General features: G+C 67.9%; 22 protein-coding genes. 9 read left to right on the forward strand and 13 right to left on the reverse strand.

The genetic code is table 11. The features are described from left to right. Positions 1-3: 3 nt before the first annotated feature. Both CBM2588_RS16715 and CBM2588_RS16720 read left to right on the forward strand, forming a co-directional pair. On the forward strand, positions 4-1,164 hold the full coding sequence (locus tag CBM2588_RS16715; protein WP_115681560.1) for an acyl-CoA dehydrogenase family protein: 1,161 nt from the start codon (positions 4-6) through the stop codon (positions 1,162-1,164). A gap of 38 nt (positions 1,165-1,202) precedes the next feature. Then, positions 1,203-2,213, forward strand: coding sequence for an acyl-CoA dehydrogenase family protein (locus tag CBM2588_RS16720; RefSeq protein WP_115681561.1), 1,011 nt, complete (start codon positions 1,203-1,205; stop codon positions 2,211-2,213). Positions 2,214-2,244: 31 nt separating this feature from the next. On the opposite strand, the gene CBM2588_RS16725 is transcribed toward CBM2588_RS16720, so the two are convergent. The 8 genes from CBM2588_RS16725 to CBM2588_RS16760 all read right to left on the reverse strand — a co-directional run bounded on the left by CBM2588_RS16725 (position 2,245) and on the right by CBM2588_RS16760 (position 13,608). After that, entirely contained in the window at positions 2,245-3,798 is a 1,554-nt protein-coding gene (locus CBM2588_RS16725; RefSeq protein WP_115681562.1) for a SpoVR family protein, read from the reverse strand. 130 nt (positions 3,799-3,928) lie between these two features. Beyond that, complete coding sequence (locus tag CBM2588_RS16730; protein ID WP_115681563.1) at positions 3,929-5,191, reverse strand: YeaH/YhbH family protein; 1,263 nt, start codon at positions 5,189-5,191, stop codon at positions 3,929-3,931. 37 nt (positions 5,192-5,228) lie between these two features. Further along, positions 5,229-7,151 carry a PrkA family serine protein kinase gene (locus CBM2588_RS16735; RefSeq protein WP_012355394.1) on the reverse strand — a complete coding sequence of 641 codons (1,923 nt, stop codon included), beginning with the start codon at positions 7,149-7,151 and terminating at the stop codon, positions 5,229-5,231. A 478-nt stretch (positions 7,152-7,629) separates the two neighbouring features. Beyond that, positions 7,630-8,817, reverse strand: coding sequence for an acyl-CoA dehydrogenase family protein (locus CBM2588_RS16740; RefSeq protein WP_115681564.1), 1,188 nt, complete (start codon positions 8,815-8,817; stop codon positions 7,630-7,632). Between the two features lie 139 nt (positions 8,818-8,956). After that, complete coding sequence (locus tag CBM2588_RS16745) at positions 8,957-9,736, reverse strand: enoyl-CoA hydratase/isomerase family protein (protein WP_115681565.1); 780 nt, start codon at positions 9,734-9,736, stop codon at positions 8,957-8,959. A 23-nt stretch (positions 9,737-9,759) separates the two neighbouring features. Further along, a complete protein-coding gene (locus CBM2588_RS16750; protein WP_115683626.1) occupies positions 9,760-10,743 on the reverse strand; it encodes a Bug family tripartite tricarboxylate transporter substrate binding protein in 984 nt (327 codons plus the stop codon). A 56-nt stretch (positions 10,744-10,799) separates the two neighbouring features. Beyond that, positions 10,800-12,524: a long-chain fatty acid--CoA ligase gene (locus CBM2588_RS16755; protein ID WP_115681566.1), complete on the reverse strand. Its 1,725-nt coding sequence runs from the start codon at positions 12,522-12,524 to the stop codon at positions 10,800-10,802. Between the two features lie 52 nt (positions 12,525-12,576). Beyond that, on the reverse strand, positions 12,577-13,608 hold the full coding sequence (locus CBM2588_RS16760) for a Bug family tripartite tricarboxylate transporter substrate binding protein (protein WP_115681567.1): 1,032 nt from the start codon (positions 13,606-13,608) through the stop codon (positions 12,577-12,579). A 304-nt stretch (positions 13,609-13,912) separates the two neighbouring features. Between CBM2588_RS16760 and CBM2588_RS16765 the strand changes: the two genes are divergently transcribed. After that, complete coding sequence (locus tag CBM2588_RS16765) at positions 13,913-15,100, forward strand: AraC family transcriptional regulator (protein ID WP_115681568.1); 1,188 nt, start codon at positions 13,913-13,915, stop codon at positions 15,098-15,100. 22 nt (positions 15,101-15,122) lie between these two features. Here CBM2588_RS16765 and CBM2588_RS16770 read toward each other — a convergent pair whose 3' ends face one another. The 3 genes from CBM2588_RS16770 to CBM2588_RS16780 all read right to left on the reverse strand — a co-directional run bounded on the left by CBM2588_RS16770 (position 15,123) and on the right by CBM2588_RS16780 (position 18,077). Then, positions 15,123-15,329: a DUF6494 family protein gene (locus CBM2588_RS16770; protein ID WP_115681569.1), complete on the reverse strand. Its 207-nt coding sequence runs from the start codon at positions 15,327-15,329 to the stop codon at positions 15,123-15,125. Between the two features lie 589 nt (positions 15,330-15,918). Then, positions 15,919-17,163, reverse strand: coding sequence for a CaiB/BaiF CoA transferase family protein (locus CBM2588_RS16775; protein WP_115681570.1), 1,245 nt, complete (start codon positions 17,161-17,163; stop codon positions 15,919-15,921). Then, positions 17,163-18,077: an SDR family NAD(P)-dependent oxidoreductase gene (locus CBM2588_RS16780; protein ID WP_115681571.1), complete on the reverse strand. Its 915-nt coding sequence runs from the start codon at positions 18,075-18,077 to the stop codon at positions 17,163-17,165. The genes CBM2588_RS16775 and CBM2588_RS16780 overlap by 1 nt, the downstream gene beginning before the upstream one ends. Before the next feature lie 203 nt (positions 18,078-18,280). On the opposite strand from CBM2588_RS16780, the gene CBM2588_RS16785 reads away from it, so the two are divergent. Further along, the gene (locus CBM2588_RS16785) at positions 18,281-19,183 is read left to right on the forward strand and encodes a LysR substrate-binding domain-containing protein (protein WP_012355383.1); all 903 of its coding nucleotides are present in this window, start codon (positions 18,281-18,283) and stop codon (positions 19,181-19,183) included. A gap of 21 nt (positions 19,184-19,204) precedes the next feature. Here the strand turns inward: CBM2588_RS16785 and CBM2588_RS16790 are convergent, their stop codons facing one another. After that, positions 19,205-19,711 carry a DUF2628 domain-containing protein gene (locus tag CBM2588_RS16790; protein ID WP_115683627.1) on the reverse strand — a complete coding sequence of 169 codons (507 nt, stop codon included), beginning with the start codon at positions 19,709-19,711 and terminating at the stop codon, positions 19,205-19,207. A 193-nt stretch (positions 19,712-19,904) separates the two neighbouring features. After that, entirely contained in the window at positions 19,905-20,372 is a 468-nt protein-coding gene (locus CBM2588_RS16795; RefSeq protein ID WP_115681572.1) for an MgtC/SapB family protein, read from the reverse strand. Positions 20,373-20,867: 495 nt separating this feature from the next. On the opposite strand from CBM2588_RS16795, the gene CBM2588_RS16800 reads away from it, so the two are divergent. From CBM2588_RS16800 to CBM2588_RS16820, 5 genes are all read left to right on the forward strand, one after another. Continuing rightward, positions 20,868-22,037, forward strand: a complete 1,170-nt coding sequence (locus CBM2588_RS16800) for an acyl-CoA dehydrogenase family protein (protein ID WP_115681573.1) — start codon at positions 20,868-20,870, stop codon at positions 22,035-22,037. A 9-nt stretch (positions 22,038-22,046) separates the two neighbouring features. Further along, positions 22,047-23,243, forward strand: coding sequence for a CaiB/BaiF CoA transferase family protein (locus tag CBM2588_RS16805; RefSeq protein WP_115681574.1), 1,197 nt, complete (start codon positions 22,047-22,049; stop codon positions 23,241-23,243). An 80-nt stretch (positions 23,244-23,323) separates the two neighbouring features. After that, positions 23,324-24,706, forward strand: coding sequence for an MmgE/PrpD family protein (locus CBM2588_RS16810; RefSeq protein WP_115681575.1), 1,383 nt, complete (start codon positions 23,324-23,326; stop codon positions 24,704-24,706). An 8-nt stretch (positions 24,707-24,714) separates the two neighbouring features. Beyond that, the gene (locus CBM2588_RS16815; RefSeq protein WP_115681576.1) at positions 24,715-25,539 is read left to right on the forward strand and encodes an HpcH/HpaI aldolase/citrate lyase family protein; all 825 of its coding nucleotides are present in this window, start codon (positions 24,715-24,717) and stop codon (positions 25,537-25,539) included. 42 nt (positions 25,540-25,581) lie between these two features. After that, entirely contained in the window at positions 25,582-26,448 is an 867-nt protein-coding gene (locus tag CBM2588_RS16820; RefSeq protein ID WP_115681577.1) for an FAS1-like dehydratase domain-containing protein, read from the forward strand. Positions 26,449-26,477 lie beyond the last annotated feature (29 nt).

Raw genomic sequence — 26,477 nt, forward strand, 5'->3', positions numbered from 1 at the left:
AACGTGACCGCATTGCTCTCCACCTTCAGCCTTACCACCTTGCCACCCCACGCCGCGGCATTCCGCGCCGAGGTGCGGGCCTTCCTGGACCAGCACCTGCCGGCACTGCCGCCGGAAACGCGGGCGCGCTCGTGGATGGGCTTCGATGCCGGCTTCAGCCGGGCGCTGGCCGCGCGCGGCTGGGTCGGCATCACGCTGCCGGCGCAGTACGGCGGCGCGGGGCTGGACCCGTTCTCGCGCTTCGTGCTGGTGGAGGAACTGCTGGCCTGCGGCGCGCCGGTGTCGGCGCACTGGATCGCCGACCGCCAGAGCGGCCCGCTGATCCTGCGCTACGGCGACGACGCGCAGAAGGCCCGCTACCTGCCGGCGATCAGCCGCGGCGAGGCCTTTTTCTGCATCGGCATGAGCGAGCCCAATTCCGGCTCGGACCTGGCCAGCGTGGCCACGCGCGCGGTGCGCCAGCCTGATGGCGGCTGGCGCCTGAACGGGCGCAAGATCTGGACCACCAACGCCGACCGCTGCCACTTCATGATCGCGCTGGTGCGCACCTCGGGCACGCCGCAGGACCGGCAGGCCGGGCTGTCGCAGTTCATCGTCGACCTGCACGCGCCGGGCGTCACGGTGCGGCCGATCCGCGACCTGACCGGCGATGCGCACTTCTCGGAAGTGAGCTTCGACGACGTGGCGCTGGCGCCGGATGCGCTGGTCGGCAACGAGGGCAGCGGCTGGGAGCAGGTTAACGCCGAGCTGGCGTTCGAGCGCAGCGGGCCGGAGCGGCTGTACTCCAGCGTGGTGCTGCTCGACACCTGGCTCGACGCCCTGCGCCGGCTGCCGCCCGCGCGGCGCGACACCGTCACCGCGGGCCGCCTTGCCGGCCACCTGGCGGTGCTGCGCGCAATGTCGCTGGCGGTCACGGCGCGGCTGGCCGCGGGCGAAAGCCCGGTGGTGGAGGCGGCGCTGGTGAAGGACCTGGGCACCACCTTCGAGCAGTCGGTGCCGGCCCTGGTCGAAGCCGCGCTTGGCGACGAACCGGCACTCGCTGCCGATGGAGCGCTGTACCGCACCCTGGCCTATGTGACGCAGATCGCGCCGTCGTATTCGCTGCGCGGCGGCACCCGCGAAATCCTGCGCGGCATGATCGCGCGCGGGCTGGGCCTGCGCTGATCCAGCCGCGCCGACCGCCATCCTGAACGAGATTGCCCATGCATAACGCCTACTCCGATGCCCTCGACGCGCTGCTGCGCGACTGCTGCGCTCCCGCCACGGTGCGCGCGCTGGAACAGCAGGCCATTCCGCAGCCGCTATGGCAGCCGCTATGGCAAGCGCTGCAAGGCAGCGGCTTCGCCGACTGCCTGTTGCCCGAATCCGCCGGCGGCGCCGCGCTGGCGCTGCGCGAACTTGCGCCGGTGCTGTTCGTCACCGGCCGCCACGCCCTGCCGCTGCCGCTGGCGCAGACCATCTTTGCGCGCGCGCTGCTGCATGCCAACGGCGTCGCGCTGCCACACGGCCCGATCGCGCTGGCAAGCTTCGACGACGGCGCCGCCGCCACGCTGGTGGCGGACGCCCGCCATGCGCAGTGGTTGCTGCTTCAGGACGGCGAGCGCTGCCTGCTGCTGCCGGCCGCGGCGGCGCGCGCCGAGGCCACCGGCGCCCACGGCGACCTGACGGTGCGCGTGCCGCGCCCCGACACCGCCGCGCCCGCGGCATTCCAGTTGCCGGCCGGCACCGTGCGCACGCTGGGCGCCTGCCTGCATGCGGCGCAGCTGGCCGGCGCGCTGTCGCAAGTGCTCGACCTGACGCTGCAGTACGCCAACGACCGCCAGCAGTTCGGCCGCGCCATCGGCAAGTTCCAGGCGATCCAGCATCAGGTCAGCGAGATGGCCGAGCATGTCGCCGCGGCGCGAGTGGCGGCGCAACTGGCCTGCGACAGCGACGGCGCCACGCCCGCCCCGCTGCGCGCGGCAATCGGCAAGCTGCGCGCCAGCGACGCGGTCACGCCGGTGGCCGCGATCGCGCACGCCGTGCATGGCGCGATCGGCATTACCGAGGAATATGACCTGCAGCTCTATACGCGCCGGTTGCATGCGTGGCGCGTGGCGGACGGGTCGGAACGCTGGTGGAGCCGCGTGCTGGGCGAAGTAGCCTGTGCCAGCGACGGCCGCAAGGCGGTGGAACTGGTGCGCGACTGGTGCGAGCCGGCGCCCGCCGCCTGAAGCGGCGGGGCCCCGGGGCGCCGCCTGCCGCTCAGGCGGCCAGGCTTAGCCCGCTGCCATGCGGGCGACGGTGGCGGCGCTCAGGCTTGCATTCGTACTTCAGCTCGGTGCGGCCGTCTTCATAGGCCACCTCCAGCCGCACGGTAAAGCCCCACAGCCGGGTCACGTGCCGCACCACTTCATCGAAGTTGTGCGCCAGCGGACGCCGGTCGTTCTGCAGGTGGCGCAATGTCAGCGAGCGGTCGCCGCCGACATCGACGTTGGTGACCTGGATATTGGGTTCCATGCTGGACAGGTCGTACTGCGCCGCCATCAGCTGGCGGATCGCGCGGTAGCCCTCGTCGTCGTGGATCGCGGTCACGCGCAGCTTGCCCTCGCGGTCATCGTCCAGCACGGAGAACAGCTTCAGCTCGCGGATCACGCGCGGCGACAGGAACTGCAGCAGGAAGCTCTCGTCCTTGAAGTTGCGCATGGCGAAGTCCAGCGTCTTGCGCCAGTCGGTGCCGGCGATCTCTGGCGCCCAGCGGTAGTCCTCGTCGGTCGGGCTCTCGCACATGCGGCGCAAATCCTGGAACATCAGGAAGCCCACCGTGTAGGGGTTCATGCCGCTGTAGTACGGGCTGTGGTACGGCGGCTGGTAGATGACGTTGGTGTGCGCCTGCAGCAGCTCCATCATGAAGGCGTCGTTGACCAGCTTTTCCTCGTACAGCTGGTTGATGATGGTGTAATGCCAGAACGTGGCCCAGCCTTCGTTCATCACCTTGGTCTGGCGCTGCGGATAGAAATACTGCGCGATCTTGCGCACGATGCGCACGATCTCGCGCTGCCACGGCGCCAGCTTGGGGGCATTCTTTTCGATGAAATACAGCAGGTTCTCCTGCGGCTCGGGCGGGAACGGCACATCCGGCTCGGTCGTGTCGTCCTCGGACGCCAGCGCGTGCGGCCGGTGCTTGGGCAGCGTGCGCCACAGGTCGTTGACCTGCATCTGCAGGTAGTTCTCGCGGTCGGCCTGGCGCGCCTTTTCCTCGGTGATCGACAGCTTCTTGGGCCGCTTGTAGCGGTCCACGCCATAGTTCTGCAGCGCGTGGCAGGAGTCCAGCAGCAGTTCCACCTCCTGCTCGCCGTAGCGCTGCTCGCACTCGGCCACGTAGTTCTTGGCGAACAGCAGGTAGTCGACGATGGCGTCGGCGTTGGTCCAGGTGCGGAACAGGTAGTTGCCCTTGAAGAAGGAGTTGTGGCCGTAGCAGGCATGCGCGATCGTCAGCGCCTGCATCGGCATGGTGTTCTCCTCCATCAGGTAGGCGATGCAGGGATTGGAATTGATGACGATCTCGTACGCCAGCCCCATGTGGCCGCGCTGGTAGCTGCGCTCCGACGCCAGGAAGTGCTTGCCGTAGGACCAGTGGCTGTAGCCCACCGGCAGCCCCGCCGACGCATAGGCGTCGAGCATCTGCTCGGCGGTGATGATCTCGATCTGGTTGGGATAGGTATCCAGGCCGAATTCGCCGGCGATGCGGGAAATCTCGCGGTCATACCGGTTGATCAGCTCGAAGGTCCATTCCGAACCCGTGGACAGATAAGCCATCGTCGCCCCTTTCGTCCGCGCAAGACAGGCAGGCCGGTGCTTGCGGCACGCGCGCGCCGCCAGGTCCCCTGTCTTGCCAATATTGCCCTTCTTCACCGCGGCTTGCCGGCAACCCGCCGGCCAGCACTGATTATGCCGCGCGTTTCTGGAACAGGTCGTGCAGCACCGGGTAGATTTCGTCCGCGCCGATGATGCGCTGCATCGCAAAGTGATCGAACTGGCTCTTCACCGTCAGATACTCTTCCCAGAGGTTCTGCGGCTCTTCCGACGCTACCTCCACATACGCGTAATACTGCACCAGCGGCAGGATCGACTCGCGCAGCAGCCGCCCGCACAGCTCGGAATCGCCGGCCCAGTTATCCCCGTCCGAGGCCTGCGCGCAATAGATGTTCCACTGGCTGGGCGGATAGCGGTCGTGGATGACCTCCACCATCAGCTTCAGCGCGCTCGACACGACGGTTCCGCCGGACTCGCGCGAGTGGAAGAAATCTTCCTCTTCGACTTCCTTCGCCACGGTGTGATGGCGGATAAACACCACGTCGATGCGCTCGTAGTTGCGCTTCAGGAACAGGTACAGCAGCATGAAGAAGCGCTTGGCCAGGTCCTTGCGGCTCTCGTCCATCGAGCCGGACACGTCCATCAGGCAGAACATCACCGCCTGGGCCTGCGGGCGCTTCTTCAGCACGCGGTTGTTGTAGCGCAGGTCGAGCTTCTCGATAAAGGGAACGCGATCGATGCAGGCGCGCAGGTGCCGCATCTTCTCCATCAGCTCGAGCGTGCCTTCGGCATACGGTCCGTCCTGCTCCAGTGCCTCGGCATAGGCCAGCTCAAGCTGGCGCAGGCGCTTCTGGTAAGGGCTGGACAAGGCGATACGCCGCCCCAGCGAACTGCGCATGGTGCGCAGGATCGACAGGTTGGACGGGGTGCCGTCGATGGAATAGCCGGCGCGCACCTTGCGCACCTCGGCAATCTTGGCGAGGTGGCGCTTGGCCAGGTCCGGCAGCGCCATGTCCTCGAAGAAGAAATTGAGGAAGTCCTCGCGCGACAGCGTGAAGACGAAATCGTCCTCGCCCTCGCCGCTGTCGCTGGCCCGCGAACCGGTCCCGCCGCCGCCCTGCTGCTGGCGGTCGAAGGAATCGCCCTTGACGAACTTCTTGTTGCCAGGGTGAATCCACTCGCGCCGCCCGCCCGGGCCGTGGTGGAAGATCGGTTCGCTGATGTCCTTGACCGGAATGGACACCTGCCCGCTCTGCTCGATGTCCATGATCTTCCGGCCGGACACCGCCTTTGCCACCGCTTGCCGGATCTGCTCGCGGTAGCGCTTGATGAAGCGTTGCTGGTTGACGGCACTCTTGTTGCCGCCGTTTTCGCGCCGATCGATGACCGTAGCCATATGTTGCCCTCGTTGAGAGACCTGTTCCGCGGCGCCGTTACGATGACTTTCTTACGCGCAGATACCACTCCACCAACAGTCTCACTTGCTTGGGCGTATACCCCTTCTCGACCATGCGGTTGACGAAGTTCTCGTGCTTGTCCTGGTCTTCGCGCGAAGACTTGGCGTTGAACGAGATCACCGGAAGCAGGTCCTCCGTGGTGGAGAACATGCGCTTCTCGATCACCATCCGCAGCTTTTCATAGCTGGTCCAGACCGGGTTCTTGCCACCGTTGTTGGCCCGCGCCCGCAGCACGAAGTTGACGATCTCGTTGCGGAAGTCCTTCGGGTTGGAGATCCCCGCGGGCTTTTCCACTTTCTCGAGCTCGTCGTTCAGCGCGTTGCGGTCGAGGATTTCGCCGGTGTTGGGATCGCGGTACTCCTGGTCCTGGATCCACAGGTCGGCGAACACCACATAGCGGTCGAAGATGTTCTGCCCGTACTCAGAATACGATTCAAGGTAGGCGGTCTGGATCTCCTTGCCGATGAACTCCACGAACGGGGTGGTCAGGTACTCCTTGATATACGACAGCAGCTTGGCTTCCTGCTCCGGCGGAAACTGCTCGCGCTCGATCTGCTGCTCGAGCACGTACAGCAGGTGCACCGGGTTGGCCGCCACTTCGGTGTTGTCGAAGTTGAAGACCTTGGACAGGACCTTGAACGCGAAGCGCGTCGACAGCCCGTTCATGCCTTCGTCGATGCCGGCGTAGTCGCGATATTCCTGGTACGACTTTGCCTTCGGGTCCACGTCCTTCAGGCTCTCGCCGTCGTAGACGCGCATCTTGGAAAAGATGTTGGAGTTCTCGGGCTCCTTGATGCGCGTGAGCACCGCGAACTGCGCCATCATCTTCAGGGTATTGGGCGCGCACGGGGCGGCCGACAGCGAACTGCTGCGCAACAGCTTGTCGTAGATCTTGACCTCGTCGGACACGCGCAGGCAGTACGGCACCTTGACGATATAGATCCGGTCGAGGAAAGCCTCGTTGTTCTTGTCCGCCTTGAAGGTCTGCCACTCGGCCTCGTTCGAGTGCGCCAGGATGACGCCGTCGAACGGGATCGCGCCGAAGCCTTCCGTGCCCTTGTAGTTGCCTTCCTGGGTCGCGGTCAGCAGCGGGTGCAGCACCTTGATCGGCGCCTTGAACATTTCGACGAACTCGAGCAGTCCGCGGTTGGCCAGGCACAGGCCGCCGGAATACGAGTACGCGTCCGGATCGTCCTGCGGGAAGTCCTCGAGCTTGCGGATGTCGACCTTGCCCACCAGCGACGAGATGTCCTGGTTGTTCTCGTCGCCCGGCTCGGTCTTCGAGATCGCGATCTGCGACAGCACCGACGGGCGCAGCTTCACCACCTTGAACTTGGTGATGTCGCCGTTGAACTCGTGCAGGCGCTTCACTGCCCATGGCGAGGCAATGGTATTGAGATAGCGCAGCGGGATGCCGTAGTCCTCTTCCAGGATCTTGCCGTCTTCTTCCGGCGAGAACAGACCCAGGGGCGACTCGTGGATGGGCGACCCCTTCAGCGCGTAGATGGGGATCTGTTCCATCAACGCCTTCAGCTTCTCCGCGAGCGAGGACTTGCCGCCGCCGGGAGGCCCGAGCAGATACAGGATCTGCTTGCGCTCTTCCAGGCCCTGCGCCGCGTGCTTGAAGAACGAGACGATCTGCTCGATCGTGTCCTCCATGCCGTAGAAGTCGCGGAAGGCCGGATAGATGCGAATGACCTTGTTGAAGAACAGGCGGGACAGCCTGGGATCGTGGTGGGTATCCACCAGCTCAGGCTGACCGATCGCGGCGAGCATGCGTTCGGCAGCGGTCGCGTAGGCAGTCGGATCCTTCTTGCAGATCTCCAGGTATTCCTGGATGCTGTATTCCTCTTCCTTGCGAGCTTCGAACCGCGTAGCGTAATGGCCAAAAATGTCCATACCTTACTCCCGTCAGAGTTCACGTCCGAGGCGTAGGTAGTGCTACCCCCAAGGCTTCGCGCAACGTTCGCGGTACACCACCCCGGCCTGGCGACCTGTCATGTTGCGAAGTCTTTACTTCATCATAGTCAAATAACGGCGATGGTGGAGTCCGAGTTGACGAATCTTGCATCGATGCAACGGGTGTTTCGCTGCTGCATTCCCCGCTGCATTCCTGCCGGATTTCGCTGTCAGCTTTTGGCTGATTCCACTCGGCTTCGCCCCCGCGCGCGACGGGCCATTGACCATGCTTGTGACACACCTTACACCTTTCCCGCCATCCGTGCACATCCGGTTTTGTAACCATAAGCACGAAAGCCGGCACAGGTGCCGGCTTTCATTTTTACGCATGTCGTCAGGCGTTTTGCGACGTCTCGCATTGCCTGCGCGCACTAGCACACAGACAGTGCTGATAGCGCAGCGCCCGCGCTGACGGCGCTCAGAGCGTGCGCGCGACCAGCTCCTTCATGATCTCGTTGGAGCCGCCGAAGATCTTGCTGACGCGTGCGTTCGCGTACATGCGCGCGATCGGGTATTCCAGCATGTAGCCATAGCCGCCGTGCAACTGCAGGCACTCGTCGATGACCTGGCAGTTCTGTTGGGTGCACCACCATTTGGCCATCGCCGCGGTCGCCGCGTCGAGCTGGCCGTCCATCAGGCGCTGCATGCAGTCGTCGACGAAGGTCGCGGCAATGGTGGCCACGGTCTTGCATTCGGCCAGCTTGAAACGGGTGTTCTGCAGGTCGCCGAGCGGCTGGCCGAACACCTTGCGCTGGCGCACGTATTCGGTGGTCAGTTCGATCGCGCGCTGCATGGTGGCCACCGCGCCCAGCGCAATGATCATGCGCTCCTGCGGCAGCTGCTGCATCAGCTGGTAGAAGCCCTGCCCTTCCTGCGTGCCGAGCAGGTTGTCGCACGGCACCAGCACGTCGTCGAAGAACAGCTCGGCGGTGTCCTGGCCCTTCTGCCCGATCTTTTCCAGGATGCGGCCGCGACGGAAGCCCGGCAGGTCGCGGGTTTCCACCATGACCAGCGACACCCCGCGCGAACCGGCTTCCGGATCGGTCTTGGCCACCACGCAGATCAGGTCGGCGTGGTAGCCGTTGGTGATGAAGGTCTTGGCGCCGTTGAGGCGATAGCAGTCTCCGTCGGGGGTCTGTTCCCGCAGCGCGCGGGTGCGTATCGCTTTGAGGTCGGAACCCGCGCCGGGTTCCGACATCGCGATGGCGGCCACCAGTTCGCCGCTGGCCATCTGCGGCAGCCATTTCTGCTTCTGCGCTTCGGTGCCGTAGCGCAGCAGGTAGTGCGCCACGATGCCGCTGTGCACGTTGTTGCCCAGGCTGGTGCAGACCGCGCGCGACATCTCCTGGGTGATGATGGCCTCGTGGGCGAAGGTGCCGCCGCCGCCGCCGTATTCCTCGGGGATGCTGGCGCACAGCAGCCCGATCTGGCCGGCGCGGCGCCACATGTCGCGGTCGATGTGGCCCTGCTCGGCCCAGCGGGCCTCGTTGGGGGCGAGTTCGCGCTCGACGAAGCGGCGCACGGTGTCCTGGAACATTTCCAGCTCTTCGTTCATCCAGGGGGTCTGGCGTGCGGCGGGCGCCGCGTTCTGGTCTTGGGATCCCATAAGTGGTACCGGTATCAGGGTAAACGTGAATAATGAAGCGGCAGGCCCCGGTCGGCGCCGGATTACCTGCCTATATAAATAGGGGCGCGAGCAAGGGGGCAACCGATGCTGCGGGACGGCAAGCCCCGCCGGTCTGCCTTCAGTCCGGCCAGCGGTAGCGCAGCGGCTGCTTGGCCATGAAGCGGTCGGCGGCCTCGCGGCGGTAGCCGGTGGAGAAGGCGATGCCCTGGGCGTCCGCCTCCATCGCCAGCATGGTGCCCAGGTCCTGGCCCAGCGATGCATTGAGCGCCTGCTTGGTCAGGCTGACCGCCACCGGCGAGGCCTCGGTGAATGCCTGCGCCAGCGCCCGGGCGCGCGCCTGCAGGCCGTCGGCCGGCACGATTTCCATGACGATGCCAAGGTCTTGCGCGGCCTGGGCGCTGAGCTCGCGCATCGAGAACATCAGCGCCTTGGCCCGCTGCAGGCCGATCATCCGCGGCAGCGTGTAGAACACGCCACAGTCCGGCACCAGCCCCATGCGCAGGAACGGCAGCCCGAAGCGCGCGCGCGGCGTGGCCAGGATGATGTCGGCAGTCAGCGCCAGGCTGAAGCCCGCGCCATAGGCGGCGCCGTCGACCGCGGCAATGACCGGCACGTCGAGCTGGATCAGGTCTTCCAGCCAGCCGTGGAGCTTGCGCAGGCGCCTGCGGCCCTGCTCGGCGCTGATTTCGACCTGCATCGAGCTGATATCGCCGCCCGACGAGAAATCGGTGCCGGCCGCGGTCAGGATCAGGGCGCGCACGCTGTCGTCGTCCCGTATCCGGCGAATCACTTCGCCGATTTCCTCGCGCATCTGAAGCGACAGCGCATTCTTGCGCGCCGGCGCATCCAGCGTCAGCGTGGCGACGCCGTCCTCGACGGCAAAACGGATGGTTTCCATGGCTTGGCCTCCGGTACGGTGTGTCAGTCCAGCTGGATGTTGGCGTCGCGCACGATCCTGGCCCACTTTGGCGTGTCGCCGGCGACCACGGCGGCGAGTTCCTGCGGCGTGGAGCCGACCGGCTGCAAACCCATGCCGGCCAGCTTCTGCGTCACTTCGGGCAGCCGCACGATGCGTGCGGTCTCGGCGGCCAGCCTTGCCGTCACGTCCTTGGGCGCGTTGCCGGGCAGGAACAGCCCGAACCAGCCATTGGGCTCGAACCCCGCCAGGCCCAGCTCGGAGAAGGTCGGCACATTGGGCAGCGCCTTGTAGCGCTGGGTCCCGGTGATGCCCAGGATCTTGAACTTGCCGCTGGTGAGGTAAGGGTTGGCCGAGGTCACGTCGACGAAGGCGCTGTCCACCTGGCCGCCGAGCAGGTCGCTCATCAGCGGCGCCGCGCCCTTGTACGGGATATGCGCGATCTCGATGCCGGCCTGCTGGCGCAGCAGCTCGCCGTGCAGGTGCGACGAGGTGCCGTTGCCGTACGAGCCATAGCTGAGCTTGCCGGACTTGGCCAGCGCCAGGAACTCGCGCATGGTGCTGGCCGGCACCCGGTTGGGCACCACGAACAGGTCGGACGACTTGGCGATCAGCGAGACCGGGGTGAAGTCTTTGGCGACGTCATACGGGGTGCGTTTGTACAGCGCCGGCGACTGGATCAGCGCGGTGATCGCCAGCAGCAGGGTGTAGCCGTCGGCCGGCGCCTTGGCGACGGTATCGTTGCCCAGCATGCCGCTGGCGCCAGGCTTGTTTTCCACCACCACCGGCTGGCCCAGGCCTTCGGCCAGGCGCTGGCCGATCAGCCGGCCCACGGTATCGGTGCCGCCGCCCGCCGGGTACGGCACGATCAGCCGGATCGGCTTGGCGGGGTACGGCTGTTGGGCGAAAGCCTGGCCCGCGTGGCCAAGGATGGCCGCGCCGGCCAGGGTGCCGGCCTGCGCCAGCCAGTTGCGTCTGCTCTGCTGCATGTTGTCTCTCTCTTTGCTGCTCGGGTTGCTGCGCTGGGTGGGCATCACCGCCACCATCAGTTGCCGGGATGGTCCGCCTGCATCTCGCGTTCCTGCAGCGCGCGCCACAGGATCTTGCCGGTGGCCGACTTGGGCAGCGCGTCGACCACGTCGACGATGCGCGGCACCTTGTACGCGGCCATGTGCTCGCGGCACCAGGCCATGATGCGTTCGGGTTCGGCTTCCGCCGTGCCGCGCGCGTCGGGGCGCAGCGCCACCACCGCCTTGACGGTTTCGCCGCGGCGCTCGTCGCGCGCCGCGATCACGCAGGCTTCGTGGATGGCCGGGTGGCCGTACAGCATGTTCTCCACCTCGGCCGGCCAGACCTTGTAGCCCGACGCGTTGATCATGCGCTTGAGGCGGTCGCGCATGAAGAAGTAGCCTTCCTCGTCCATGAAACCCAGGTCGCCGGTGCGCAGGAAGCGCTTGCCGTCGAGCTCGATGAAGGTGGCGGCGTTGGCGTCTTCGTTGTGCCAGTAGCCCTGCATCACCTGGCCGCCGTGGACCACGATCTCGCCGGTCTCGCCGTGGGGCAGTTCGCGCAGCGTCTCGGGGTCGACCACGCGCGCGTCCACGCCGAAGGTGGCGATGCCCAGGCATTCGCGCTTGGGCTGGTTGCGCGGGTTCGACAGGATGAAGGCCGCGGTCTCGGTCATGCCGTAGGCCTCGACATAGGGCAGCCCGAAGCGCTGCTGCAGCATGTTGGCCACGGCCTCCGGCATGGCCGCGCCGCCACCGCCGACGTAGGCCAGGCTGGACAGGTCGCGCGCGTCGATGCCGGGCTGCGAGAAGAAGTCCACCATCATCGCCGGCGGCGCGCCCCACACCGAGACGCGGTAGCGCTCGATCAGGTCCGCGGCCAGCGCGCGGTCCCAGCGCGGCATCAGCACCACCGTCGCGCCCAGGTAGAGCGGCGAGTTCATGCAGTTCTGCATGCCCAGCAGGTGGAACATCGGCGCCACCGCCAGCACCACCGATTCGGCCGAGCCGCCACGCCAGATCACCGAACCGGCGGCCGCGGTCATCAGCGTGCCGTGGGTATGCATGCAGCCCTTGGGGTTGCCGGTGGTGCCGGAGGTATAGGCCAGCATGCACAGTGTGTCGTGCCCGGCCTGGTGCGGCAGCGGCCGGTGCCCGGCGCCACTGGCGGTGTCCCAGGCCACCGGCATCGCGCCCGACGGCGCGGCCTGCGGCGCGGGCGGCGGCTCGCGCAGCCAGGCCGGCACCGGCAGGCCGCCGTCGTCGCGCAGCATGCCCGCATAGTCGTGCAGGATCACGTGGCGCAGCGCGGGACCGTGCAGCGGCGCCATGCGCGCATACAGCTCGCTGCCGGCGAAGGCGGCGACCGCGCCGCTGTCCTGCACCACGTGGGCGAGCTCGGCTTCCAGCCACATCGGGTTGGCGGGCACGACCACGCCTTCGGCACGCAGGATGGCGTAGTAGGCGACGATGAACTGCGGGCAGTTCTGGCTGAACAGCACCACCCGGTCGCCGGGCTGGATGCCGCAGGCTTGCTGCAGGTAGCCGGCCATCCGTTCAATCTCTTCGCGCAGCTCGCCATACGAGATCGCGGTGCCGAAGTACTGGATCGCGGTCTTGTCCGGATAGCGCTGCGCCGCGACCTCGACGTTGTAGAACAGGCTGGTGCGCGGCGTATGCAGCGTCGCCGGCAGGCCGGGCGGCCAGGCGGGGGAACGGAACGGCTGGGCAGTGCGTGGGGCAGGGCTTGTAGCAGGCTTCATTGCAGCAATAGACAAGTCAGATGCGGATCGGATACGGGTCAAGCGGGACAGCTCAGTCCAGGCGGATATTGCGCGTGCGGATCACCTTGCCCCAGCGCACGAAGTCGGCCTGGACGGTCTGGGCGAACGCGTCGGGCGTGCTGCCGGTCAGGATCACGCCAAGCTCGCTCATGCGCTTGCGCACGTCGGGCTGGGCCAGCACGCGGTTGACGTCGGCGGAAAACTTCTCGACGATCGAGCGCGGCGTGGCGGCCGGCAGCAGCAGGCCGAACCAGCCCATCGCGTCCATGCCCTCGATGCCGGCCTCGCGGAAGGTGGGCACGTCCGGCAGTTGCGGCGCGCGCGCGGGTCCGGTTACCGCCAGCGCGCGCAGCCGGCCGGTGGCGACATGGGGCTTGGCACCCATCACCGAGATCACCGCGGCCGGCACCTGGCCGCCGAGCAGGTCGTTCAGCTCCGGCGCCTCGCCCTTGTACGAGACATGGAGCATGTCGATCTTGGCGGCGTCGTTGAAGACTTCGCCATACAGGTGGCCGCTGGAGCCCGCGCCGAACGAGCCATAGGAGAACTGCCTGGGCTTGGTGCGCACCAGCGCGATAAAGTCCTTCAGGTTGGTGGCCGGCACGGCGCTGGTATTGACCGCGAACACCAGGTTGGTGGTGCCGAGTTCGGACACCGCGGCAAAATCCTTCACCGGGTCATACGGCGCGCGCGCATACAGGCTCGGCGCCTGCACCAGCGGCGTGATCGTCAGCAGCGCGGTATGGCCGTCGGACTCGGCACGGGCGACCACTTCGGCGCCCAGCATGCCGCTGGCGCCCGGGCGGTTCTCCACCACCACCGGCCGCTTCCACTGCTTGCCCAGGCCCTCGGCCAGCGCGCGCGCCAGCACGTCGGTGGCGCCGCCGGCCGGGAACGGCACCACCATGCGCACAGTGCGTGCCGGAAAGTCAGCCTGGGCGTGGGCCACGCCCGTGCCCAGCATGCCGGCTGCGAGTCCGCTCCACGCCAGCAATCCGGCGCCGAGGCGGCCCAGGGTACGGCGACGCGGACTACGCTCCCCACTACGACGATCTGCCTGCATGTGCTGTCTCCTTTGGTTTTTTTCCGTGGGCGGGCACGGGCGCTTTGCCGCGTTGCAGGATCCGCCCGGGCCGGTGGGCCGGCCTTGTAGAGGTACTTGCCGGAGAGTGCGCGATGCTGCGGTGCGTGGACAATGACCAGACGCGCCAAAATGATTGGCCGAATCGCTCAGGCGGAAGGCAGGCTTTGGCAAATCCCGATTGTGCGGCGCCGCGCGGGCTTGCTAAGGTGGCGCCATGATGTGGCCAGAGGGCTGAAAGGCCTGGAGAGGCCGGCACCGGCGCGTCGCCGTGACGAGGAGACCCATGCAAACAGCCGTTCTGCCATCGCTGCGCCCGCCGATGCCGGGCAAGCCGCACATTGCCGGCCACGCGCTGCCGGGGGCGCGCCTGCGCGACGACATCGGCCGGGGCGCGCCGGGCACGTCGGGCGTGTCGGTTGAATCCGCCGCGCCCGCGCCGGCTCGCCACACCATCGCCATCCAGCATGTGACGCATATCCTGCAGGGCGCGCGGCGGCTCGGCTATGACATCGATGCGCTGCTGCGCCGCGCGGATATCTCGCCGGCGCTGTTGTGCTCGCCCAGCGCGCGCGTGACGCAGGGCCAGTATGCGGCGCTGATCCGCACGCTGCGCCGAGTCACGCGCGATGAGCTGTGGGGCCTGCTGGACCGGCCCGTGACCCCCGGCGTGTTCGCGCAGGTGTGCCGCAGCCTGGTCCATTGCGCCACGCTCGAGGACGCCATCCGCACCGGGCTGCGCCTGTACCGCCAGCATATCGACGCCTTCGCGCCGCGCCTGCACGTGGGCCCCGACGGCAAGACCGCGGCGGTGGTGCTGCATCCGCGCGCGCCCGCATCGGCGTGCCGCAGCTTTGCCGAATCGACCTTTGTGTTCCATGCCTATGCGCTGGTCAGCTGGCTGGTGGCCGGGCAGATCCCGCTGACGCGGGTCGACCTGAGCGCCGCCGCGTCGCAGGGGCGCACCGATACCGAGCGCGTGTTCAAGGCCGCGGTCAGCTACGGCCAGCCCGTCACCGCGCTGCACTTCGACGCCGCCTCGCTGCGCCTGCCGGTGATGCAGGACGCCGCCAGCCTGCGCGACTTCCTGCGCGAGACCCCGCGCAACCTGCTGATCCGCTACCGCGACAACAGCTGCCTGGCGGAACGCATCCGCCAGCACCTGCGCTCGCACCTGGACGACGAACTGCCGTCGCTGGAGCAGATGGCGCAGCTGCTGCGGCTCACGCCGCAGACCCTGCGCCGCCGCCTGCGCGACGAAGGGCGCGGCTACCAGAGCATCAAGGACAGCCTGCGGCGCGACGTGGCCATCGGCATGATGGAGCGTCCCGGCATGACGCTGCAGGACGTGGCGCTGCGGCTCGGTTTTTCCGAGCCCAGCACGTTCCACCGCGCCTTCAAGAAATGGACCGGCGTGGCGCCGGGGGAATACCGGATGCGCGGCATGCGCAAGGAAGGCGTGCCGGCGGCCTAGCCGGCGCGGCGCAGCCGGCGGCTTACTCGAGCCGGATCTCGCCGTCGAAGCGCGCCTGCAGCTTTATCGCCCCCAGCTCCAGCGTGACCGACACCGGCAGGTGCTCGTTGCCGGCCAGCGTGCCGTCGGCCACGGCGCGGGCGACGGCCTGCTCGATCTCGCGCTGGGAATTCACGCCAACCACCTTCAGGAACTTGCGGATGCTGAGGTTGAAGGTCTCTTCGTCCATGGCTGTCTCCGGGAAGGACGCGGCATGACGCCGCTATCCGGACAGCCTACGCCAGTGACGGCATCTGTCCAAGATTGAATCAGGTTCATGGCGGAAGTCCGGGAATGATGTGGGCGCAGGGATTGATGGGGTTGACTTCGTGGAGGCGCCGGCCCTCTCCCCCGCCCCTCTCCCGCTAGCGGGAGAGGGGAGCACACATGCGGGGAGAGAAAGCATTCAGGCTCGTCCACGACAGCGCGTGCGAGCGCAGCGACGCACTCCGTGCCCGAGCAGCAGACCTGAGATAGAGCGCGCGCGCAGCGCAGCCGAAGGCGTCCCACCGACAACACAGTTAGTAGGCGGCCACCGACCTAAAGTCGGGTTCGTCCATCCGCCCTCGAACGCCAGGCACCTCCAGGAGCGTCAGCAGGGTCGAACCACCAATCGCTTCACCGCAAGTCACCACCGTTCGAACCACCAACACCGCCTTAGCCAGCCGCTTAGGCGACGCGCTTCTTGCCTACTTCTTGGCGCTCGGCCAAGAAGTAGGTCGCCGGCTACGCCGGCGAAACAGCCACGCCCGCCAAGCACGACAGTCCAATCAATCGCCTCAAATTACGCCCTGCTCGCGCATACGAGCGATGCGTTCCCCCGACAAACCCAACACCCTCTCCAACACTTGCTCCGTATGCTGGCCCAGGCGCGGCGGCGGCGCATCGTATTGCACCGGGGTGGCCGACAGCCGCAGCGGGCTCTTGACGGTCGGGCACAGGCTGCCGTCGTCGCGCACCAGGTCGACCTGCAGCTCGCGATGCCGTACCTGCGGATCTTCCAGCACCTGGCCATAGTCGTTGATCGGCCCGCACGGGATGCCCTGCGCTTCCAGCGCCTGCACCCAGTGCGCCGTCGGCCGCGTGCGCATATGCGCCTCGAGCAGGGGCACCAGCGTGTCGCGGTGGATGATGCGGCCGGGGCCGGTGGCAAAGCGCTCGTCGGCGGCCAGGTCGGGACGCTCGACACCGCGGCAATACGCCTGCCACTGCCCGTCGTTGCCGGCCGCGACGATCATGTAGCCGTCGGCGGTGGCGAACACATGGTAGGGCACCATGTTGGCGTGCGCGTTGCCGTAGCGCGGCATGGCCTGGCCGGTCACGCGCTGCGCGATGATGGGGGTGGCGCCGACCGCCACCACCGCGTCGAGCAGCGCCATGTCGATATGCTGGCCCTCGCCGGTGCGTTCGGCATGGCGCAGCGCGGCCAGCACGGCCACGGTGGCGTACATGCCGGTCAGCATGTCGACCACCGCCACGCCCACCTTCTGCGGCCCGCCACCGGGCAGGTCGTCGCGCTCGCCGGTGACGCTCATCAGGCCGCCCAGGCCCTGGAAGATGAAGTCGTAGCCGGGCTTGTGCGCGCTCGGCCCGGTCTGGCCATAGCCCGTGATCGAACAGTAGACCAGCGCCGGGTTGACCGCCTTCAGGCTGTCGTAGTCCAGCCCGTAGCGCTTGAGGTCGCCGACCTTGTAGTTCTCCAGCACGATCTGCGACTTCGCGGCCAGCTCGCGCACGATCTGCTGCCCCTGCGGGCTGGCGATATCGAGCGTGAGCGACTGCTTGCCGCGGTTGGCGCCGGCAAAGTAGGTGGCGTCGCGCGACGGCTGCCCGTCCGCGCCGGGCAGCCACGGCGGCCCCCACGAACGGGTATCGTCGCCGGCGCCGGGGCGCTCGACCTTGATTACCTCGGCGCCCAGGTCCGCCAGGTTCTGCGCGCACCACGGGCCGGCCAGGATGCGCGACAGGTCCAGCACGCGCACGCCGGCAAGCGCGCCGCGCACCGGGGCTTGGCCGGCCGTCATCAGATCGGGTCCCAGCTGATCACGTCGGGCGAGCGCTCCAGCTTGAAGAAGCTGCTGCGCATCGCCGGCATGGCGACCTCGCCCACCGACTCCGGCGTCCAGCCCTCGCTCATATGGACCGAGCGCACCGGACGCGGCTGGCTCATCAGGATGATCTCGTTGGCGCGCACCGCGAAGATCTGGCCGTTGACCTCGCTCGCCGCCGGGCTGGCCAGGTAGACCGCGACCGGGCCGATCTTGCCGGCTTCCATCTTCTGCAGCTTGGCCACGCGCGCCTTTTCCTCCGGCGTTTCGGCGGGGATCGAGCTGGTCATGCGGCTCCATGCGAACGGCGCGATGCAGTTCGAGCGCACGTTGAAGCGCTGCATGTCCAGCGCGATCGACTTCGACAGCGCGGCGATGCCCAGCTTGGCCGCCGAATAGTTGGCCTGGCCCAGGTTGCCGATCAGGCCCGAGGTGGAGGTCATGTGCACGTAGGCGCCGCTCTCCTGGTCCTTGAAGTAGTTGGCCGCGGCGCGGCTGACGAAGAAGGTGCCGTTCAGGTGCACGTCGATCACCGAGCGCCATTCTTCCTCGTTCATCTTGAAGAACATGCGGTCGCGCAGGTTGCCGGCGTTGTTGACCACGGCGTCGATGCGGCCGAAGTTGTCGAGCGCGCATTGCACGATGGCGTTGGCGCCGGCCCAGGTCGACACGCTGTCGGTGCTGGCCACGGCTTCGCCGCCGGCGGCACGGATTTCCTCGACCACGCGCTGCGCGGGGCCGGCGTCGCCGCCCTCGCCGGTCATCGACACGCCCAGGTCATTGACCACCACCCTGGCACCGGCGGCCGCCATGGCCAGCGCGATGCCGCGCCCGATCCCACCCCCGGCGCCCGTCACCAGCGCAACCTTGCCTGCCATCAAACCGCTCATTGCATGTCTCCTCTGAACTCGACCTCTGAATACTTTTTGTGCGGTCACCGACCGCAAACCCGGTGAAACAGCCTCCGCGCAGCGGGCCACGCCCGCCGCTGCGGTCAATCCGGATGTCCACGCCGCAGCGGATACGATAAATTGACGCCCGAGCCTTTGGAATTCACGAATCACAAAACTGGCCTTTGGCCTGACAGAAGCCCATGCATTACGACCTGACCGACCTCCGCCTCTTCCTGAATGTCGGCGAGACGGAGAACCTGACCCGTGCCGCCGAGCGCAGCTTTCTGTCGCTGCCCGCCGCCAGCACGCGGATCAAGCAGCTGGAAGAGGCTTTCCAGACACAATTGCTGATCCGCCAGGTCAAGGGCGTGCGGCTTACGCCGGCGGGCGACGCGCTGCTGCGCCACGCGCGCGAGGTCTTCCGCGAACTCGAATGCCTGCACGCGGACCTGCGGCCGTATGCCAAGGGCGTAAAGGGGCGCGTGCGGCTGCTGGCCAACACCACCGCGACCAACTCGTTCCTGGCCACCGGCGTGTCGCGCTTCCTCAGCGAGAACCCGGACGTGGACATCGAGCTGGAGGAGCACCTGTCGCAGGAGATCGTGTCGGCCATCAGCGCCGGCGCGGCGGACCTGGGCATCGTCGCCGGCGAAGTCGCCACCCAGGACCTGGATGCGATGCACCTGTGCAGCGACGCGCTGATCGTGATCGCGCCGGTCAACCATCCGCTGCCGACTTTCAAGCGGCTGCATTTCGCCGACCTGCTCGATACCTGCCGCTTTGTCGGCCTGAATCAGTTCAGCGCGATCCAGTCCTTCCTCGACCGCATCGCCGCCGGCATGGGCAAGCGCATCAGCCTGCGGATCCAGGTGGGCAGCTTCGATGCGGTATGCCGCATGGTCGAGGCCGGCGCCGGCATCGCCATCGTGCCCAACAGCTGCGCGCGCCGCTATGCCAGCCGCAAGGTGCTGCGCTTTATCCCGCTGGAAGACGAATGGGCGCGGCGCGAGCTGCGCCTGGTGCGCCGGCCGGGGCGCGAACTGCCGCAGTTCGCCGAAACCCTGATCCAGTACCTGGTCGACGCCGCGCGCGAGCCGGTGTAGCGCGGCGCGGCTTTCAGTGTTTCAGCCGGCGCCCGGCGCGCCGCCCTGCACCATCAGCGCCGCCAGCGGACGCAGCGACACCACCATCACCAGCAACAGCAGGCCCATGGCGAACACGCCCGGCCAGCTGGTGCGGCCGCGGCGTTCCAGCGAGTCGTTCACCAGTTCGGGCGAGTAGTGGTACTCGCGTACATGGCGGATGGTGGCCTCGGCGTGCCAGCGGTACAGCTCGTTGCCGTACAGCCCCAGCAGCAGCGCCATCGCGTACAGCAGCGGCCGGCCCGCCATCGGCAGCTGCAGGCCGAACAATGCATGCAGCAGCGGCTCGGCGCCGACGATCAGCGCATAGACGCCCACCTGCCAGTACATGCGCCGGTAAGCCATCCAGAACGGACCCAGCAGGCACGCCGCCCAGTTCCACGAGATGCCGCCGTGGGTTTCTGCTACCGACCAGCGCTCGCCATAGTACGGAAAGCGCGGCCCCACGAATGCGGCCAGCGCCGCGTCGTCACGGATCGAAGCATGCATGCCAACCTCCCTCTGCTGCGTCGGCAGCGCCCTGGCTTCGCGGCGCGGCCTGAGCCACAGCATAGGGCGCGCGAGGCCCCCGCTGTGTGCGCCGGCGCGCATTCGGCGCGCGTTGACCGCGCGAACACCGGGAAAAAGCGTGGATTGGCGCGCAAGGGCACAGACCGGCGCACCGGTCCGTGGTGCGGCGACGTTACTTCCAGCGCTGCAGGATCTGCAGGATGACCAGAGTGAAGACCGTGGCAATCACCGCCGTGGTGTCGCGCCCGAGCCCGGCCGCCACGCCGATCGCTGCCACCATCCAGATGCTGGCCGCGGTGGTCAGGCCCTTGATATGAGCCTCGTCGTTCTGCTTTAGGATGGCGCCCGCGCCGAGGAAGCCGATGCCGGCGATCAGCCCCTGCAGCACGCGGCTCATGTCGGCCAGCGGCACGCCCGCCTGCAGCGGCACCAGCACGAACAGCGCCGAGCCCAACGCCACCAGCATATGGGTGCGCAGCCCCGCCGCCTTGCCCGAGGACTCGCGCTCGTAGCCGATCAGGCCGCCGAGCAGCACCGCCATGAACAGCCGCACCAGGATGCGGGTGGCCTCGACCGCGTCCGGCACATCGGCAAATTCCGCGCGAAGGGTACGGAAGATATCGGTCCAGACAGACTCCATCGCCAACCTCCAGGACTAGGGTGCAGGCCTGAGCGTAGCACGTCACACCTGGCACGCGGCAAGACTTGTGCGGCACATCCGTGGTCCTACCGGCGTGTGCGGCGGCGTCCTACACGGCAAGCGGAAGCTCCCCGACAGTCCCGCCGAAGCGGCATTCCTATATTGGAATCACCAACAACATTCCTCCAATGGAGTTGCACCATGCCCTATATCCTCGCCTGGCTACTTGGTGTTCCGGCCTTTGTCCTGATCCTGATCTGGCTCTTCGTCCACTGATCGGCAGGCAGTGCCACGGCACCGGCCCACCCTCCACCGGCGCCCCGCGCGCCACACCCTGCACGCCCGGTTCGCCGGGCGTCTTGCATTGTGGTGCGGCCCTCTGCGACGCTTGCTGCCCACCTAAGCCGGCCCTAAGCCGCTCTTTCGCAAATCCGAATTTCAGCGTGCAGGGGGCTCGGGAATAATGGCCTCCAGTTCCCATCGACCCCGGCCACCATGCACGCAGACCAGGATCCCGACCAGCTGTACCCCGAAATCCGCGAGGCGGTGCGCAGCCTGTGCGCGGGCTTCGATTCGGCGTACTGGCAAAGGGTGGAAGAGCAGGAAGCCTTTCCCGAGAGCTTCGTCCAGGCGCTGACGCAGGCCGGCTGGCTGTCGGCGCTGATCCCGGAAGCCTATGGCGGCTCCGGCCTGTCCCTGACCGCGGCCTCGGTCATCATGGAGGAAATCAACCGCAGCGGCGGCAATTCCGGCGCCTGCCACGGGCAGATGTACGTGATGGGCTGCCTGCTGCGCCACGGCTCCGACGCGCAGAAGCAGCGCTGGCTGCCGGCCATCGCCTCGGGCGAGCTGCGCATGCAGTCGATGGCCGTGACCGAGCCCAGCACCGGCACCGACACCACCAAGCTGAAGACCACCGCGGTGCGCCACGGCGACAAGTACATCGTCAATGGGCAGAAGGTCTGGATCTCGCGCGTGCAGCACTCGGACCTGATGCTGCTGCTGGCGCGCACCACGCCGCTGGACCAGGTCAAACGCAAGTCGGACGGCCTGTCGGTCTTCGTGGTCGACCTGCGCGATGCCATCGGCAAGGGCCTGACCGTCAAGCCGATCCGCAACATGGTCAACCACGAGACCAACGAGCTGTTCTTCGACAACCTGGAAGTCCCCGCCGACAACCTGATCGGCGAGGAAGGCAAGGGCCTGAAATACATCCTCGACGGCCTCAACGCCGAGCGCATCCTGATCGCCGCCGAGTGCATCGGCGACGGCTACTGGTTCGTCGAGCGCGCCAGCAACTACGCGCGCGACCGCATCGTGTTCGACCGCCCGATCGGCCAGAACCAGGCCGTGCAGTTCCCGATCGCGCGCGCCTACGTCAACGTCGAGGCGGCCAGCCTGATGCGCTACAAGGCGGCGCGGCTGTTCGACGCCGGCAGGCCCTGCGGCAAGGAAGCCAATATCGCCAAGCTGCTCGCCGCCGATGCCTCGTGGGAAGCCGCCAACGTCTGCCTGCAGACGCATGGCGGCTTCGGCTTCGCCGCCGAATACGACATCGAGCGCAAGTTCCGCGAAACCCGCCTGTACCAGGTGGCGCCGATCTCCACCAACCTGATCCTGTCCTACGTGGCCGAGCACGTGCTCGAGTTGCCGCGTTCGTTCTGAGAACCCTACATGTCCCACTCCTCCCAAGGCATCCGCCCGCTCGACGGCATCCGCGTGGTCTCGCTCGAGCACGCCGTGGCCGCGCCTTTCGCCACGCGCCAGCTGGCCGACCTGGGCGCGCGCGTGATCAAGGTCGAGCGTCCCGGCGTGGGCGACTTCGCGCGTGGCTATGACCAGTCGGTGCACGGCCAGGCCTCTTACTTCGTCTGGCTCAACCGGGGCAAGGAAAGCCTGGCCCTGGACCTGAAAGACAATGAAGCGCAGGCCATCCTGCACCGCCTGCTGGCCGATGCCGACGTGCTGGTGCAGAACCTCGCCCCTGGCGCCGCCGCCCGCATGGGCCTGGATTTCGACACCCTGCACGGCAAGTACGAAAAGCTGATCGTCTGCGACATCTCCGGCTACGGCGACTCGGGCCCCTATCGCGACAAGAAGGCCTATGACCTGCTGATCCAGGCCGCCGCCGGCCTGGTGGGCCTGACCGGCGGCCCCAACGAGCCGTCGCGCGCCGGGGTGTCGATCGCCGACATCGCGGCCGGCATGTACGCGTACAGCGGCATCCTCTCGGCGCTGCTGCAGCGCGGCCGCACTGGCCAGGGCCTGCGCGTGCAGGTGACCATGTTCGAGGCGATGGCCGAGTGGATGAACCAGGTGCTGTACTTCGGCCACTACGGCGGCACGCCGCCGGCGCGCTTCGGCGCCTCGCATCCGACCATCGCCCCGTATGGCGTGCATCGCACCAGCAATGGCAGCGTGATCTTCAGCGTGCAGAACGAACGCGAGTTCGCCAACTTCTGCGAGATCGTGCTCGGCGACCGCGCGCTGGCGCAGGACGAGCGCTATTCCAGCAATACCGCGCGCGTGCGCAACCGCCCCGAACTGACCGCGCTGATCGAGACTCGCTTTGCCTCACTGACGGTGGCGCAGGCCGAGGCGCTGCTGGACCAGGCGCAGATCGCCAATGCGCCGATGAACGACATCGAGGCGGTGTGGAACCATCCGCAGCTGCAGGCGCGCCAGCGCTGGCGCGAAGTCTCCACCCCGAACGGCCCGATCGGCGCGCTGCTGCCGCCCGCCAACCTGTCGGGCGTCGAACCGGTCATGGGCGACGTGCCGGCGCTGGGCGCGCACAGCCGCAGCATCCTGGCCGAGCTGGGCTACGGCGAGACCGACATCGACGCCCTGGCTGACAAGCGCACCATCTGAGCCAACACCGGCGCCCGCAGCAAACCAGCAAGCGGGCGCCCTTCTTTTTCCGCAAGCACTGTTCAATCTCCGGAGCCGGCATGAGCCAAGCCGCAGACACCACTTACCCGACCCGCCAGCTTTGCGAATTCCTGGCCAACCTCAAGCTGGCCGACGTGCCCGCGCCCGTGATCGAGCGCACCAAGGACCTGTTCCTGGACTGGATTGCCTCGGCCATCGCCGGCAAGGACGCCCCGGCCGTGCGCAAGCTGCAGGAATTCGCCGCGGCCATGGGTCCGTCCGACGGCGCCGCCGAAGTGCTGGTCGACCGCCGCCGTACCTCGCCCTACTTCGCCGCGCTGATCAATGGCGCGTCCTCGCACGTGGTCGAGCAGGACGACGTGCACAACGGCTCGGTGCTGCATCCGGCCGCGGTGGTGTTCCCGGCCGTGGTCGCCGCCGCGCAGGCCGAGGGCAAGACCGGCGCCGAGGTGCTGCTGGCGTCGATCGCCGGCTATGAAGCCGGCATCCGCATCGGCGAGTTCATGGGCCGCTCGCACTACCGCGTGTTCCACACCACCGGCACCGTCGGCACGCTGGCCGCCGCCGCGGCGGTGGCCAAGCTGTTCGGCCTCGATGCCGAAGGCATCAACCAGGCGCTGGGCTCGGCCGGCACCCAGGCCGCCGGCCTGTGGGAATTCCTGCGCGACGCCGCCGATTCCAAGCAGCTGCACACCGCCAAGGCCGCGGCCGACGGCCTGCAGTCGGCGTGGCTGGCGCGCGCCGGCTTTACCGGCGCGAAGCAGATCCTCGAAGGCGCGCAGGGCATGGCCGCCGGCATGTCGAGCGATGCCAACCCCGCCTGCCTGACCGATGGCCTGGGCACGCGCTGGGCCACCGCGGAGACCTCGTTCAAGTTCTTCGCCTCGTGCCGCCACACCCACCCTGCCGCCGATGCGCTGAAGGCGCTGATGCAGCGCGAAGGCGTTGCCGCCGACCAGATCGCCAGCGTCACCACGCATGTGCACCAGGGTGCCATCGACGTGCTCGGCCCGGTGGTCAATCCCGCCACCATCCACCAGGCCAAGTTCTCGATGGGCACGGTGCTGGGGCTGGTGGCCGTGCATGGCCACGCCGGCCTGGGCGAGTTCGAGCAGCATGCGCTGCAGGACCCCGCGGTGGCCGCGTTCCGCGGCAAGGTCGACATGGAGCTGGATGCCGAGATCAACGCCGCCTATCCGCGCCAGTGGATCGGCCGCGTGACGGCAAAGACCACTGACGGCCGCACCCTCGCCGCGCGCGTCGACGTGCCCAAGGGCGATCCCGACAACACGCTGTCGCGCCCGGAACTGGAAGCCAAGGCGCTGCAGCTGGGCGCGTTCCGCCAGGGCGCCAGCGAGGCCGAAATGCGCGCCATCATCCAGCGCGTGTGGGCGCTGGAGCAGGCCCCGAACGTCAACGACTGGCTGCCCGCCGCGCGCTGAGGATCGCCATGTCCACCGCCGTCACCTACCTGTTTGTGCCGGGCGACCGGCCCGAGCGCTTCGACAAGGCCGCCGCCGCCGGCCCCGATGTGATGATCCTCGACCTCGAGGACGCGGTCCATCCGGACGCCAAGCCCGCCGCGCGCGAAGCCATCGCCGCATGGCTGGCCGGCCGGCCCGGCGCCAACGCCTTCGTGCGCATCAACGACAGCGCCTCGGCCGCCTTTGCCGCCGACCTGGCCTGGCTGCGCGCGCTGCCCCCGGGCACCGCGCTGGCCGGGCTGCTGGTGCCGAAGGCCGAGGATGCCGCCGCGCTGAACATGATCGCCCAGGCCCTGCAAGCGATCAACCCGCAGGGCGAACTGGTCGCCATCATCGAGACCGCGCTGGGCCTGCACCAGGTCGATGCCGTGGCAGCGGCCAGCGGCGTGGCGCGCCTGGCCTTCGGCTCGCTCGACTATGCGGTCGACCTGGGCTGCAGCCACACCCGCGACGCCCTCGCCTTCGCCCGCGCGCGCATCGTACTGGCCTCGCGCGTGGCCGGCCTGCCGCCGCCGGTCGACGGCGTCACCACCGCGCTCAAGGACGAAGCCGTGCTCGCCTGCGATGTCGCCTACGCACGCGAACTCGGCTTTGCCGGCAAGCTATGCATCCACCCGGCGCAGCTGGGTGCGGTCCGCGCCGGCTTCCTGCCCAGCCCCGAGCAGCTCGACTGGGCCCGGCGCGTGCTCGACGCCACCGCCAGCGGCAGCCACGCGGTGCAGGTCGACGGCAAGATGGTCGACCGGCCCGTGATCGAGCAGGCCCGCCGGCTGCTCGCGCTGGCGCAATAGCGCACCCTCCGACTCCCCTCATTCATCTGAAGGCCACCTGCCATGACTGACGCCACTTCTGAACTCGAACGCCTGCGCGGCTGGATCGGCCGCAGTGAAACGCGCACCGAAACGCTGTCGCCGGAACCGGTCGCCGGCCTGGCCGCCACCTTCGACCTCGATCCCGAAGCCGTCGCCGCCGGCCCGCTGCCGCCGCTGTGGCACTGGCTCTACTTCCTGCCGCGCGCGCCACAGCGCGAACTCGGCCGCGACGGCCACCCCACCCTGGGCGGCTTCATGCCCCCGGTGCCGCTGCCGCGCCGCATGTGGGCCGGCAGCGAAGTCAGCTTCAACCATCCGCTGCATATCGGCGACACCGTCACGCGCACCTCCACCATCCGCGACGTCCAGTACAAGACCGGCCGCACCGGCGAGCTCTGGTTCGTCGCCGTCGACCACGAACTGACCGTCAACGGCAACACCGCCGTCAACGAGCGCCACGACATCGTCTACCGCGCCATGCCGGACCCCACCAAGCCGCAGCCGCCACGCCCGCGGCTGGAGCAGACCGCGCAATGGCAGCGCACGCTGCAGGCCGACCCGGTCATGCTGTTCCGCTATTCGGCGCTGACCTTCAACGGCCACCGCATCCACTACGACCGCCAGTACACGCGCGAGGTCGAAGGCTATCCCGGCCTGGTGGTGCACGGCCCGATGCAGGCCATGCTGATGCTGGACCTGGTGGCGCGCGAGCAGCCCAAGGCGCGCGTGCGCCGCTTCGGGTTCCGAGGGCTGGCGCCGCTGTTCGACCAGGACACCATCACGGTCGGTGGCGCGGCCGATCCGGCGCAGCCGGGGCGGCTGGTGCTGTGGACGGGGGATGATGCTGGCGGGCAAGCGATGCAGGGGTGGGCGGAGGTGGAGGGGTAAAAATAAGCGCGGCCGGGGATGCTGCAGTC

It is taken from the genome of Cupriavidus taiwanensis, from assembly GCF_900250075.1.
In the GTDB taxonomy this organism is placed as follows: domain Bacteria; phylum Pseudomonadota; class Gammaproteobacteria; order Burkholderiales; family Burkholderiaceae; genus Cupriavidus; species Cupriavidus taiwanensis_C.